We start from the raw sequence: 14,074 nt of genomic DNA on the forward strand, positions 1-14,074 counted from the left end.
TTGGGTTTAAGGGCAGCTCAGGCCGCCCGAAACCGCCATGCAGCTGAACCCGAAAGTGCTGCGGTTAAATGTTCTCTGCAGTTTGCAAATTCGTCGCCAATAAAACCAATTCGGTTTAGGTAGGTTCTCATGGCGAATTTCTCATTCTCAATTTGAGGTTTCTTTGTCGATGCACACTTTTGCGTTAAGGCTTGGTGGTTAATGGCGAGTGCTAGAACAATGTAGCTTCTTATCCTCCCAGCATGAAGCTCGCTGTTAAACCCTCGAAGTTCAACTGTATGGTTTCCAGTAAAAAAGCTGTGAAGGTTGAGGAAATGGTAGCGGCTATTGTGATAGTGGGCGCTTCTACTCTCACTGTAACCTTCGTACCAAATGTCCTCAATTTCTCTCAAAGTTTTAGGCTTCTTGCGGTTCATTTTCTCAACCAAAATGCTGTCCATCTTTTTGCAGTAGTTCATTCTCTGCGGTGCAATTTGAAGTGCTTTGTAAAATAAGTCGTTTTTGCTTGCGATGATATTTACAAAGTTTCGAATACTTCTTGGTGTATGCTTAGCACCGTCTAGATGAATATGAATGCCGCAAGATGTATTTGTAAAGGCTCCGGCTTTGCGGAGCTTTCTCACCAGCTCTTGTAATGTTTCAATATCCTCTTGGTAGGTAAGAATGGGGCTGACTAACTCGACGCTGTATTCTCTGCCAGCGGCAACCTTCCTTCCACCTTCTTTTCTTTGGCAGTGGATGCTCCCGTCACTCATAAACTTCCAAACCCTACCGTCTGGTGCTGTTACCTTTTTCGTATCGTAATAGGTCCCGCCTTCAGCATAAGTACCTTGTAGAAATTCAGTAACAACCTTTGCTGCTCTTTCCCTTGTGATTCCTGTGAACTCGATTTCGATTCCAAATTTTGCGTTTAACATTTTTCTCGCTCCTTCTAAAGTGTGTGTGTCCTTTCGGCATGTACATATATCACTCTAAAAGGCTTTTATAGCAAGACAATTTCGCAATATAAATCTACATATTTACTGCCATATTTGGCTCGAAATGTGTATGGTTACTCTTCGATTTTCTTGCATAAATCCTCACCAAAGGTCACTCCAAGGGAACCACCGGAATCCCAACTGACGTGAATCGTTCCGATGTCATCAACACTAGTAACCGTGCCTTTAGCTCCAGGTTGAAGTTTTGTATATGGGTCGTTCATTCTAAGTAGCATGACACGGGTTCCTGGAGTGTAATAGCTTCTAAGTTGCTTTAACATTTCTGGGTGAATGATATTCATTGTTCACTCACCTCCTGCTTGGCCGCCCCGCTTTTGAAAGCAGAGCTACCTGATAGCTTGGAGAGGAGAATCTTTCGTTCCGTTTTATATTCTGGGCCGATGAAGCCAAGCCTGAGAAGGAAGCAACGAAAAGCGTACTTTTCATTCTCTACTGATTTCTCGGTGGAGTTGACGCGTGTCTGTTTTTTCGCCATTTCGCAAAGTGCTGTTATAAAATGGGTGTAGGCCTTAACTTCTTCTGTTGAGCACTCACCTTGAAACCAAGGGAAGGCGACAATTTCTTCAGTTACATTGATTGGAATGGAGTCCGTATCAAGTGCTGTCTTTATAAGAGCTGCTTTACTCTCTACCAATCCTTTTAAGTTCTCAAGGGCTGTGTCGGTAAAATCTGCCCGTGGCATTTGAATTATCAGATTGATAGATTCTTCAGTTTCATTCGCTTCTTTTTTCTGAGATGGTGTACCAAATTCTTCTGAAATTGGCTTTAAGTCGTGAAGTCCCAATAGATTACCAACCAGTTCAGAGTTATCTGGCCCACTGAGTACTCCGTTTTTGTCAATATTGTAGTCCGCCACCTCATAGGCAAATGTAGGTGCCCCGAGGTATTTAATAGGAACATTCAGTTCTTGGCTGATTGCGTTAACCAGTGCTTTTCTTTTGGGTCCTGTAACATTATAGTTAATCTTCATTTTCATACCGCCTTTCTATTTTCGGTACGTACATATATCACTCTAAAGGCTGTTAATATCAAGTCATTTAGAGTATCTTTCTGTAGAAGTTACTGTTTATTCATCGGCGGTATTTTGTGTAGATAACACAATGCCAGTCAACACAAAACAGACGCATGGAAGTGCTACACCATTGCCCCACATTTTGTATTCGGCTGAATCTGAATGAGGATTGTTAAGCCATTTTATAATCTGCTTTCTTGTTTTTGGTCTACTGCTTTTACCTATGATTTTGCGGTGGGTTTCCCAAACCTCCGTCCAGAATAAAATTTCATCTTCTGTAGGATTTTCCGTACCAAGATCATCACACCAATCATCGGGGAAGCCTTGCAATCTAGCACACTCGGTTGGTGTAAGCCTTCTGACGATATAGTCTGGTTCAACCAATCCGTTTTGATAACCTGGATTAGTGCCATTGATAAGCGCATTTGATGTACCATCCTGCCTATAGCATTGACTTTCAGCTTTCATCTGAGGGTAAAAGGATGCTGGTTGTGCCACTGCTCCAGGCCCCTTTGCCGTGAGTGTAGGTTGCTGTTCTTTATCTATTGAAGGTTTATATAGCGCGTTCTTTCCTTGATTAAAGGCTGCCCGATCAATACCGTAAGAAGGTTGAGTTACTACAGGGGCATCCTTGTAATCTCTCGACAATAAAGTTGGTGCTTTATCTTCTTCAACCTGTGCATAGGCTCCGGTTGTCATAACATAGGCAATAGCATGACGATCCGTGGTATTCAACGTAAAAGAAACATCTTCATCTATACCGCTTCCTTGGGGACCGTTTTTATCCTCTCTTCCAATCATCGAGCCTTGCAAAGCAACAACTGCAATACCACCTTGATTACATCCTGGATTTCCTCCATTGGCATCAATGGTTCGAGAAGTATCCGCTTCATATATACCGCTATGTGGATTGCTTGACTGCATAGAATTACTTTTATTAGAACAGATGCCATATGCGGTAGGTACAAAAACGGTCTGGTCATTATTGCATCCAAGAGTGGCAGACTTATTATCCTGTATCAATGCACCCTTACCGCCGCCTTCACAGCCAGAGCGGATTTTTAATGTTTTAGGTGTGTTCATAATAAGGGGTACATTCCCACCGCCAGTCCCCATCCGAGAGGTCAGCGTCTGTACTTTATTATCCTCTGACAGTTTTACACGACTATCAGTTGGATGATTTTCAATGACAACAGCCGTTTGGTTATCTCCCATGTTTGCACGAAGTGATCCACTTAAGTTTTTATCTGTATGGCCACCAATGCGTGAAACAGCACCAGGTTCAAAGGACATGACTGTACCTGGAACAACCCCTGCACGAAGGGTAGGAGAGCGTTCTTCCTCATAACCTACACTTCGGCTCTTGGCGCTGTGTTCGGTACAAAATCCACTTGACTGCATTACGCAAGGCTGATGTCCATGTTCCTCCGCCCGAAGTGTGGCGGTAATATCCTCCGAAACAGACATCACTTTCCCGCCTTGGTCATTTAGGCAAGTTATGCTATCGCCTGCTTTTCCAGTGCTGTTTTTAGCATTTCCGGCAGTTCTTTTCCACGGGCTGCCGCTCGGCGTAAAATCCCTTGACAAGCCTTCGGACTCAAATAGTATTTCTCCGGCACATCTGTCTGCAAAATCTGCGACAAGGTAGATTCTACGACGACGCTGGGGGACTCCGAAATATTGCGCATCAATAGTTCGGTATGCCACACTCCATCCGTCTCCCATGTAGATGTCTGCGTATGGCCATCGTCCTTTTTCAGGTAAAGGCACCGAGGTGTTCGGCTCTTTGACGCTGATGACCGTTTCGAGGACTGCCTTGAAGTCTTCTCCTTTATTTGACGAGAATGCGCCAGGGACATTTTCCCAGACTGCGTACCTTGGATATTGTCCATTGGTCTTACACCTCATTTCTTTAATAATTCGTATTGCTTCATAAAAAAGGACGGATTGCTCTCCGTCTAGACCAGCTCTTTTACCTGCCACACTCATATCGGTGCAAGGCGAACCAAATGTTATGATATCTACAGGCGGAAGCTCCGCACCATTTAGTTTATTGATATCCCCATAATGCTTCATCTGTGGGATGCGTTTAGTCGTGACCCTTATAGGAAATGGTTCAATTTCAGAAGCCCATAACGGCTCAATTCCACAAAGCAGAGCACCTAGAGGAAAACCACCACTACCATCAAAAAGGGAACCGAGTGTCAATTTACTCATCTGCATTCACCTCCGGCAGGTCACCATATCTAAATTTCGAACCATCTCTTAAAAGAAACACACCATCCGAGTTTCCGACTTGCTCAATATACCTTTTCACAATGACATCACAGTACTTTTCATCCAGTTCAATGGTGTAGCAAATTCTATCGGTCTGCTCACAAGCAATCAATGTACTTCCTGAACCACCAAAGGGATCAAGCACGATGCAGTTACTAAGACTCGAATTCATAATGGGGTATGCCACAAGTGCCACTGGTTTCATGGTTGGATGGTCGCCATTTTTCTTTGGTTTCTCAAACTCCCAGATGGTGGTCTGCTTGCGGTCTGAATACCAGAGATGCTTGCCTTTCTTTTTCCATCCAAAGAGTACCGGTTCATGTTGCCACTGATAAGGGGAACGACCGAGAACAAGGGATTGCTTCTTCCAAATACAAGTGCCGGAAAGATAAAACCCTGCATCGGAGAATGCTCTTCTAAAATTGAGTCCTTCCGTATCGGCATGAAATACATAAATAGAAGCGTCCTTTGCCATCGCTGCTTCAGTATTTTGGAATGCTGCAAGCAGGAAATCATAGAACGCTTCATTACCCATATTGTCATTTTTTATTTTTCCAGCAGAACCTTCATAGTTGACGTTATATGGAGGGTCCGTAACTACCAGATTGGCAGCTTTTCCATCCATCAAGACATCAAAGGTGTCTTTCCTTGTACTATCTCCACAGACAAGTCGATGCTGTCCAAGTATCCAAACATCCCCTAAATGCGAAATAGCGGGCTTTTTCAGCTCGCTATCTACATCGAAATCATCTTCTTTTATATTATCCTTAAGGGAATCCTTAAAAAGATCATCCAATTCTCCTGGGTCAAAACCTGTTAGAGATACATCAAAGTCAGAAGCATTTAGGTCTGTGATAAGTAGCGCCAATTTATCTTTATCCCAATCACCACTTATTTTATTTAGTGCAATGTTCAGAGCCTTTTCTTTTTGCTCATCCATTTCAACTACTACACATTCTATTTCATCCATGCCCATACTCAGCAGGACTTTCAAGCGTTGGTGACCTCCGATAACTCTTCCTGTGGTTTTATTCCATATAACGGGTTCTACATACCCAAACTCCTCAAGGGAACGTTTAAGTTTCTCGTACTCTGGATCACCCGGTTTTAAATCCTTCCTTGGGTTATAGTCAGCGGGGATGAGTTGTTTTGTTTTAATCTTTTCAATCAACATACTTTTCCACCGCCTTTCTAAATTCACTGTACTTATTTACATCCTCCCATGGGAACAGACAACTATTAAAGTGACCATAAACCGCTGTATCAGAATAAATCACATTTCTTAGACGCAGCTTTTCAATGATGGCCGCAGGTCTTAAGTTGAAAGTCTCCTGAGCAGCAATAGTTAGTATTTCATCAGAAACAGTTCCAGTGCCAAGGGTATTTACAGTAAAGGCTACAGGATTTGCCTTACCAATGGCATAGGAAATACTCACTTCACATTTCTTGGCATAACCGCACCAAACGATATGTTTGGCAATATACCGAGTCATGTAAGCACCGCTTCGGTCAACTTTGGTTGGGTCTTTGCCACAAAGAGCACCACCCCCATGGGATGCAAGCCCTCCATAGGTATCGACCATGATTTTTCTTCCAGTCAAACCCGTATCGGCAGCGGGACCACCAAGAACAAACTGCCCCGACGGATTGATAAGAAGCTCGGTTTCATCATCAAAAGGGAAGTCCTCAAAGCACTGCCATAAGACATTGTTAAGGATATCCGCCTTAAGTTCGTCCTGTGTTTTATTCTTATCATGCTGTACCGAAATCACAATCGTCTTTATTCTTACTGGAGTGTCATCTTCATACTCCACAGTTACCTGTGCTTTACCATCAGGAAGAATCCCTTTTATCAGTTTTCCTTTGCGACAATCATCCAGTCTCTTTACGATTCTGTGGGAAAGTACAAGGGGCAGGGGAAGCATTTCTCTTGTTTCCCTTGTAGCATAGCCATACATAGTTCCCTGGTCTCCAGCACCGATGGAACCGTACTGTTCGTTTATCCCATTTCGTGCTTCCAGTGCGGTGTTCACACCAGCCGCAATATCTACACTTTGATTATGTACATATACATAAATCAAAAATTTTAGAGGATTGTATCCCACATCCTTTAGTACAGTTTTTACAATGTCTCTAATATTCACTTTCTCGCTGCAGGAGATCTCGCCCGCCACGATAATTTTTCCCTTGGTTGCCATTACCTCACAAGCGACACGTGATGCCTTATCTTTACGTAGGCATGCTTCCAAAATGCTATCTGCAATAATGTCGCATAGTTTATCAGGATGTCCAGCACATACACTTTCTGCTGTTAAATATCTCTTACTCATTACATCATATCTCCTCATCTTTATTTTCCTCTGCGGGCAGATAGCAGTCGCTCCATCACATCGTCCTGTGGGTTTAAACCAGAGTACTCTGTAGCACAGTTCTCCCTAACGATTTGATATATCTCCATCCATAGCCTGTTTGTCTGACTCATAAAGCTTTGGCTCATTGCTACATAAGGACTTTGAATTGCATTGCCGGTTGTTGGATGCTTGGCTAGGAAACCAAACTCGGTTACCGCTTCCTCACACTGTATCCATCTGGCCGCACTCATGGCATACCGTTCTAGAAGCTGTGGAAGTACCAAATGGGCACATTCTCGCTCCTCAAGCCATTTCCATGTAATTTCATAGATTTCACTCGCTACTAGGGTTTTCCCATCCTTTTGCACTGCGGAGAGCATGGCCCTTGGCTTTGGCATTTCCTGCCCCTTCAGGTCAGCAGTATTCTTGAACTCGACGACTTCAAGCTTTCTTTTACCGGGATTTCCCTCTGCAATTTTGTCAGCAAGTGGTTTTTTCTTTTGACCGGAGCCTATACGGGCGCCGCCTCGATTTGTTCCATCTTTGGCCATTCACTCACCTCTTTTCATCGATGGGCCTATTACCTCGTTTGAAACCGCGAATTTTCACGCGTTACCCCACGCCCGTTACACAAATGAAAAGCTGTAGAGATTTGACTCCCCCTACCGGGTTCCCCAACGGTCTCCATCTCTTGCAGTGATTGCAGAGTGGCAAGGAGTACAAAGAGCCATCAGATTACTTCTATCGTGAGTTCCTCCTCTTGCAAGAGGAAGAATGTGATGCACTTCAGCCGCTGGGGTCAGCTTTCCTTGTCTTTTACATTCCTCACAAAGAGGATGGGCTGCAATGTAACGGTCACGTATCCTTTTCCAAGCACGACCATAACGTTTACGGGTTGCTGGATCACGCTGATACTTCTCATACCGTGCAGCTTCCTTCTTGCTATGCTCTTCACAAAAGCGCTTGTCAGTTAGCTCTGGGCAACCGGGGTAAGAGCACGGTCGCTTAGGTTTCTTTGGCATACTTGCACCTCCTTTTGCCCATACAAAAAGCCCTCGCAGGAGAAATGCTCCCGTGAAGGCTTCCGTTTACTAATATTCCATACTACCATTATATAACTTTCACCACGGACAAACAGTGTCATCATATGCCAAACTGTGCCAAAGTGTGCCAACTTTTATTTGGGGACCTTTAAGTGTTGCAAAGCGGATGAATGAAGTCTATGAACGGTTCTCATAGAAACATTAAGATTGACACAGATTTCTTCCCAGTTAAGAAAGTTAATGTATCGGTAGCGAAGGAGCAGCTTCTCATCCACGTTTTCCATCTGGTTAATCGCTTCACGGATATCTGATTTCAGCTTTATTAATCGTTCAACCTCATGTTGTATCTGTTGCTCCAAATCTATTATCCTAATCACATACTTTTCAAAGGGTGGGTCAGTACTCTTGGTTCGACTGACTTTCTCATCAAGCACAGGGGATGAAACACTTCTTGATAAATCCCTTAAGTTTTGCAACTCTTCAAGGTCTGAGTTAATCAATTCATTCAAACGGTAAGCCTGTTTTAAGAATTCCTTAGCTGTCATCATCGCACCACCTCCTCTTGTAGCTGTTGAATTAACATGTCAGGGTTGAGAGAGGTAAGGACATTGAACAATTCAGAATGAAGGAAGCACTCAACCTCACGTTTTGTATATAAAGCAGAATCATTGCGAGGGTGTTTTGCTAGTCTTTTTAAAGCAAAACGATAATCCTTGACTGCCTGTAGAATAATGGCATTTGCCAGTTTTTCAAATGCATCCATCATACAGCATCCCTCTCTTTCCCAAGATTTGCTTTGACCGCATTAATAAGATCGGATTGTGTCTTTTCCTTTCGTTTCAAGGCTCTCATCACATCTTCATCAATTGTACCTTTAGTAATGATGTGATGGATTACCACTGTCTCTTTTTGTCCTTGTCTCCAAAGTCTCGCATTTGTTTGTTGATAGAGTTCCAGACTCCAAGTAAGTCCGAACCAGATAAGCGTTGAACCTCCACTTTGTAAGTTGAGACCGTGTCCCGCTGATGCAGGATGGATAACTGCCACAGAAATATCACCGTTGTTCCAATCCTTAATATCCTTGGAATTTTTAATTTCTCTGACATTGAATTTTGCCTTAATACGCTCTAAATCGTGATTATACCAATAGGCAATAAGCACAGGTTTGCCGTTAGCACCTTCAATTAAATCCTCAAGAGCATCTAGCTTGCGGTCGTGGATAATACGGGGGTTTTTATCATCATCATAGATAGCACCGTTTGCCATTTGCAGGAGTTTGCCTGAAAGGACAGCTGCATTCATGGCATCTATTTCTTCATCGCCAAATTCAAGGACCATCTCTTCACGAAAGTGGTCATATACTGATTGTTCTTTAGCATTAAGATACACAGGCACTTCATTGATCACGCATTCAGGCATTTTTAGAAAATCTATCGACTTCATGGAAATGGTAATATCCGAAATGAGCCGATATATAGCATCTTCAGCACCTGGCAATGGTTTATATGAAAATACGATTTGCTGATTGCGTTTATCTGGTGTAAAGAAGGAATTGCGGTAGTGAGTTATGTATCTGCCGAGTCTTTTACCCATGTCGAGAATACGAAACTCTGCCCACAAATCCATTAATCCATTACTGGAAGGTGTACCTGTAAGACCCACAATCCGTTTTGCCCTTGGTCTTACTTTTAGTAAACTTTTAAACCTTTTTGCTCCATAGGACTTAAAAGATGAAAGCTCATCAATGACCACCATGTCATAATCAAAAGGTATGCCACTTTTATTTACCAACCAGTCAACATTTTCTCTGTTTATAAGATAGACACTTGCAGGTTTCCTTAGAGCCGCCAATCGCTCCTGCTCTGTACCGATTGCTACCGAAAACTTGAGTCCTTTTAAATGCTCCCACTTATTTATCTCAGCTGGCCAAGTATCTCTTGCTACACGAAGTGGAGCAATGACCAGAACCTTTCCAACTTCAAAACTATCAAGACATAGGTCGAATATAGCCGTTAGAGTAATGACGCTTTTGCCAAGACCCATTTCTAAAAACACAGCAACAATGGGATGCTCTAGAATGAAGTTCGTTGCATAGGTCTGATATTTATGAGGATTGTATTTCACCCAGCATCCCTCCAATCTGCTTAACATCATCAATGACATAGCAGGCAAAGCCTAACTTCTGTAATTGCTTTATTCTTCTAATCTGTAACAGGCGAGGTTTCTTTCCGGGAGCCTTTAATTCCACAAATGCCATCTTCCCATGCGGTAAAAGCACTAGGCGGTCTGGCATTCCATCTAAACCTGGGCTAACAAACTTCGCAGCGATGCCTCCCATCTTTTTTACCTCAGCCACCAGTTTCTTTTCGATATATTTTTCAAGCATAAATACCTCCCATATAAAAAGGCCGGAACAAGAAAACAACTTTGAACCAATTTTCCTATACGCGCGTGTATGCGTGTACGCACAGGCTCCTATTATTTCTTTTTACTATTTATAAATAAATAGGTTACTTCTTGTTCCACTTGTTCCGAACCGTTGATTTTCCTTATCATTACTAACTTTAGGGAAAGAACAAGTATGGGAACAATGTAAGGTACAACTTAGCGTTGTTCCTCGACTCGGGAATAAGCTCGTTGCTTTCCGTAGACAGGAAACGTTACGACACCATTCTTGTTCCCGGTGTACTTGTTCCACTCACTGATCTTTCTCATAATGGCACCGATGGCATAGGAATCTGATGGTTTTAACATGGATGCCTCTTTACCGAAACACTCACACCAAATTTCCATATTACAAACAAGGGTCCTTTTTACTGTTCCAACACGGGTGCCGCCGCCAAATTCGCTACCGCCGAGGAAATTTCTACGCTCGTACAAAGACATCGTGTCCCAATCATTCGGCAAGAGCGTATCCAGATAGGTACGAACCAGTCCTTCTCGTTCATCTGTTTCCATCGCATCTGCCTGTTCACTCGTCGCCATGGATACATCATCACCTTCAAGGTAGAGTTTTTCGCCCTTCTCATAAAGCACTAGTGCCTCTGCCCAAATCTGCTGTACTTCCTCTTTGGTCATCTGCCAAGCTTTCTTTTTACCGTTACCGTTAATGCGGACTGGCCAAAATCTACGATTGCCCGTAATATCTCGAAGAAATCCGCTTTCTGCATTCGTAGAACCTACAATTACACACTGACGGGGATGGCTTTCGACATTGACCCCATAACTGGCACGGTACTTATCATCCGCCCTTGAAATAAAGGACTTTACAACCTCCACATCCGTCTTACGCATTCCAGCAAGCTCTCCTAGTTCCAGTAACCAATATCCCTGAAGTTTCTCAGCCCCGGATTTATCCTTCATATCTGTAATAGTCAAACTATCTGAAAACCAGTCTCTAGCAAGCTTGGCAAAGAAGGTTGACTTACCGATACCTTGAGGCCCGTTTAAGATTAGAACACTATCAAACTTTGTACCTGGTCTATAAATGCGGGCTACCGCTGCAACCATTGTTTTGCGAATCACTGCTTTTGTATAGGAATTATCTGTTGCACCGAAATAATCAATGAGCAGATTTTCCACTCGGCTAATACCATCCCATTTTGGCAGGGAGTCTAAATACTCTTTAACAGGATGGTAGGCTCGTTCTGACGCTACCGCTAACACAGCATCCTTGGTCTTGGTAGGTGAATAGACTCCGTATTTGCTGCTTAAGTACACCTTAAGAAGTGCGTTATCCGAATCATTCCAACCCATCTTAATCTGTTCCCAAGGCAGACCACCTTTGGCATCGATCCCATCACGGTGGCAATTGAAAGCGATATGTTGTAATTCCTCATCATGCCGAATAATCAGAACGATGTTGTCTAAAGAGTCTTTTATCCGACCTTGCTTATCCAGCTCCAAACCTGTCTGCCAATCCTCATCACTAAACTCCTCTTCAGCCTGAGCCTGTCTCTCCTTTGCGAACTCAGCTTTTACCGCTTCATCTTTTATAGCAAACTCGCACATTGCCACAAAAGACGGCATCCTGCCAGGAGCCGTAGTAGTGGAAGCTCTATCATCTAAAGAGCCGAATTTATGAATACGAACGAGATCAAAAGCATTAAGAAGCAGGCCGCTTGCTGGATCAGTAGCATGGTGGCTGTATGCAAATTTATCATCATAGATAATCACACCCGCGCTACTGTCCGCTGGAATATAGTCATAGCGTCCTTCCATTACAGATGGTGCATAAACTGAACTTAAAAATTTATCAATTGCTTCACGAACGGAATAGGTGCGACAGAAAGTTCCTACCACACCTTCCTTTAAAATAGGATCTGCTTGTTCTTTCAGACTGCGATTAATAACTTCAGACTGCCTGCTTGATACGGGCCAAGTTGACGTATCTCGCCAATTTTCATATTTTGCAAGATAAATATCCGGGTCAAGTAATGCTCCATCCTGCTCTTCATAGACAAATTGACCATTAGAGGAAGTGGATGGCCAATACATAAGGCGATGGGCTTCATATGTCGTATCATCGAAAAGATCAATACCAATTTCTTTTGCCACCATACGTCCAACAGCTGCATATTCTTCTTCGCTGATCTCACGAGCAAGGGGAACGATAAGCCTGAGTCTCGGATTTTCCGGTGTGTGCTTATGGGTGGAGTAAACGCAACATTTGAAATCAAAAAGCATTGAGATTTGCTCCCAAATATCTGGTCTACCGTAATCCATGTCAAGGGTAAGCAAAGAACGACACAGAACATTGCCCTTCTTTCGCCTTCCTTCTTTTAAATGCCCTCCGACAAAGCCACCGACGTCTTTGATATCATCTTGATGACCTTTTTTAAGTTTCCGATATTCTTGTACTGTTTCTGTGGTCCGCTGTGTTGTCTTTACACGGGAGCAAAAATCCTCCCAGGAGATATCTTTGTTTTTCCATTTCCTGTCCATCCGGCTATTGCCCACTGCAATTTTCATAAACTTTCGACCTCCTCATGCTCCGGACTAAAATATCTAACCGTTTGTCTGCGTTTCTTGGCTACTTCAATTTCCCTCGCCATACCGTTTGAGATGGTATTGCCCAGCACCCACACCTCGGAGCATTTGCCCATAAGCACGATGTCCATAAATATGGCAAGCTCCCGTTCCACTGGATTTTCATCATCCATAAACTGCGGAAACATAAGGTGGGGAGCAATTGGGATACAATTACTCTCCAAGGCAAATCTACAAAAGTTACGGGCCTTTTTAACGTTTCCTTCTACATCACCGGAATAGGGAGAACAGATATATACAAGCGGCTTAAAGGCAGGTTTTTTCTCTGCCTTTTCCTTTTTCATTATGTTGGTCAGTGCTTCATGGGGAGTTGGGTCATGGTATCCTTCATGATTAAATTTGTTGATTCCCATTACGCACCCTCCATTTCTATCTGAGGCAAAATACCGTCCGCCTTCATCAATTCGTAAATGAAGAGTCTACCTTTTTGAGTCCAGTATGTATGGACCTTTGTATGCTGCTGCCCATTACTGCCAAGGTAGCTATGTGTCTTAGTGCTGGTGTAGCCTTTTTCCGCATACTTCTGATATAAAAGCCAGATACCACCTTGTTTAAACTGAATGCCCTTTTTATTGAGATAGCGGTTCATCCAAATAGCGGATTTGCCGTAATCTTTGGCAATTGCTGATGTGGAAATGAGGTCTTTACAATTTAAAACCACATCGTAATAAGAGACTTTCGGTTTCATTTCTGCAATTTGCTGATTCTGAACCGCAACCGTACCTTCAAGCACTTTATTTTGATTCCTTACTTGAATTAGTTGCTGATTGGCAAACTGTAAAGCCCTTGCCATAATGGCCTCGGGGGAATTCCAGCGTCTTTCTATTTCAAGAAAGTATTGACGGCACTCTTTCCCTTTTGGGGTACGCTGTATCATGCATAGCTCTTTTGCCATATCGATTGTTAACTGATGGTCTATGCTCGGTCTGCCTCCGGTACTTTCGCTCAAAAATGAGCTAAAGTCTGACCCTTCCTCAAATCCGTACTCACACATTCTTGGAAACCAATCTTTATAAGCGGTCTTTACTTCCAAGGCTTCATGTAAATCACGACCGAGTACGGTTGGTCGCTGATTTTCATAGTTGATTTTTACTAATTCGTCCATACGAATTACCTCCTGCGATATAGTCAGAGGAAAGTTCCTCTACCTAATAGCCACAGGAGGTAATGATTGTTGAGGATTTTAAAAAAAAAATAAATTATACATCCGATTGTTTTTCGGAATTTGAGTATGTAAAATAGATTTAACAGTTGATTCAGTAATTTTCTACTTTAACAAACGGACTAGATTGATAAACAAGAAATGGTAACGTAAACAGTAATAGACCTATAGTGATTTGGGGC

General features: G+C 42.9%; 15 protein-coding genes. All 15 read right to left on the reverse strand.

The window, feature by feature from the left end; translation table 11 throughout:
- Positions 1 to 17 precede the first annotated feature (17 nt).
- Positions 18 to 917 carry an amidoligase family protein gene (locus CM240_RS06880; RefSeq protein ID WP_044037689.1) on the reverse strand — a complete coding sequence of 300 codons (900 nt, stop codon included), beginning with the start codon at positions 915 to 917 and terminating at the stop codon, positions 18 to 20.
- 134 nt (positions 918 to 1,051) lie between these two features.
- Complete coding sequence (locus CM240_RS06885; RefSeq protein WP_044037691.1) at positions 1,052 to 1,279, reverse strand: DUF4314 domain-containing protein; 228 nt, start codon at positions 1,277 to 1,279, stop codon at positions 1,052 to 1,054.
- A complete protein-coding gene (locus CM240_RS06890; protein ID WP_044037693.1) occupies positions 1,276 to 1,968 on the reverse strand; it encodes a hypothetical protein in 693 nt (230 codons plus the stop codon). The genes CM240_RS06885 and CM240_RS06890 overlap by 4 nt, the downstream gene beginning before the upstream one ends.
- Positions 1,969 to 2,064: 96 nt before the next feature.
- A complete protein-coding gene (locus CM240_RS06895) occupies positions 2,065 to 4,227 on the reverse strand; it encodes a DNA cytosine methyltransferase (protein ID WP_044037695.1) in 2,163 nt (720 codons plus the stop codon).
- The gene (locus CM240_RS06900) at positions 4,220 to 5,461 is read right to left on the reverse strand and encodes a site-specific DNA-methyltransferase (protein WP_044037697.1); all 1,242 of its coding nucleotides are present in this window, start codon (positions 5,459 to 5,461) and stop codon (positions 4,220 to 4,222) included. Before CM240_RS06900 ends, CM240_RS06895 begins: the two co-directional genes overlap by 8 nt.
- Positions 5,451 to 6,617, reverse strand: coding sequence for a methionine adenosyltransferase (gene metK, locus CM240_RS06905; RefSeq protein ID WP_156930522.1), 1,167 nt, complete (start codon positions 6,615 to 6,617; stop codon positions 5,451 to 5,453). The genes CM240_RS06900 and metK overlap by 11 nt, the downstream gene beginning before the upstream one ends.
- A 20-nt stretch (positions 6,618 to 6,637) precedes the next feature.
- Positions 6,638 to 7,189, reverse strand: a complete 552-nt coding sequence (locus CM240_RS06910; protein WP_042357509.1) for a P27 family phage terminase small subunit — start codon at positions 7,187 to 7,189, stop codon at positions 6,638 to 6,640.
- A gap of 111 nt (positions 7,190 to 7,300) precedes the next feature.
- Positions 7,301 to 7,660: an HNH endonuclease gene (locus CM240_RS06915; protein ID WP_044037701.1), complete on the reverse strand. Its 360-nt coding sequence runs from the start codon at positions 7,658 to 7,660 to the stop codon at positions 7,301 to 7,303.
- Between the two features lie 155 nt (positions 7,661 to 7,815).
- Complete coding sequence (locus CM240_RS06920; RefSeq protein ID WP_042357512.1) at positions 7,816 to 8,229, reverse strand: DUF1492 domain-containing protein; 414 nt, start codon at positions 8,227 to 8,229, stop codon at positions 7,816 to 7,818.
- A complete protein-coding gene (locus CM240_RS06925; protein ID WP_479723187.1) occupies positions 8,226 to 8,447 on the reverse strand; it encodes a hypothetical protein in 222 nt (73 codons plus the stop codon). Before CM240_RS06925 ends, CM240_RS06920 begins: the two co-directional genes overlap by 4 nt.
- Positions 8,444 to 9,805, reverse strand: a complete 1,362-nt coding sequence (locus CM240_RS06930) for a DEAD/DEAH box helicase (RefSeq protein WP_044037703.1) — start codon at positions 9,803 to 9,805, stop codon at positions 8,444 to 8,446. The genes CM240_RS06925 and CM240_RS06930 overlap by 4 nt, the downstream gene beginning before the upstream one ends.
- The gene (locus tag CM240_RS06935) at positions 9,786 to 10,067 is read right to left on the reverse strand and encodes a VRR-NUC domain-containing protein (RefSeq protein ID WP_044037705.1); all 282 of its coding nucleotides are present in this window, start codon (positions 10,065 to 10,067) and stop codon (positions 9,786 to 9,788) included. Before CM240_RS06935 ends, CM240_RS06930 begins: the two co-directional genes overlap by 20 nt.
- Positions 10,068 to 10,285: 218 nt before the next feature.
- Positions 10,286 to 12,652 (reverse strand): virulence-associated E family protein, encoded by a 2,367-nt coding sequence (locus CM240_RS06940; protein WP_044037707.1) that lies wholly within the window; start codon positions 12,650 to 12,652, stop codon positions 10,286 to 10,288.
- A complete protein-coding gene (locus CM240_RS06945) occupies positions 12,649 to 13,083 on the reverse strand; it encodes a DUF7768 domain-containing protein (RefSeq protein WP_044037717.1) in 435 nt (144 codons plus the stop codon). Before CM240_RS06945 ends, CM240_RS06940 begins: the two co-directional genes overlap by 4 nt.
- The gene (locus CM240_RS06950) at positions 13,083 to 13,835 is read right to left on the reverse strand and encodes a phage antirepressor KilAC domain-containing protein (RefSeq protein ID WP_044037719.1); all 753 of its coding nucleotides are present in this window, start codon (positions 13,833 to 13,835) and stop codon (positions 13,083 to 13,085) included. The genes CM240_RS06945 and CM240_RS06950 overlap by 1 nt, the downstream gene beginning before the upstream one ends.
- Positions 13,836 to 14,074 lie beyond the last annotated feature (239 nt).

This window comes from Clostridium bornimense (assembly GCF_000577895.1).
Lineage (GTDB): Bacteria > Bacillota > Clostridia > Clostridiales > Clostridiaceae > Clostridium_AN > Clostridium_AN bornimense.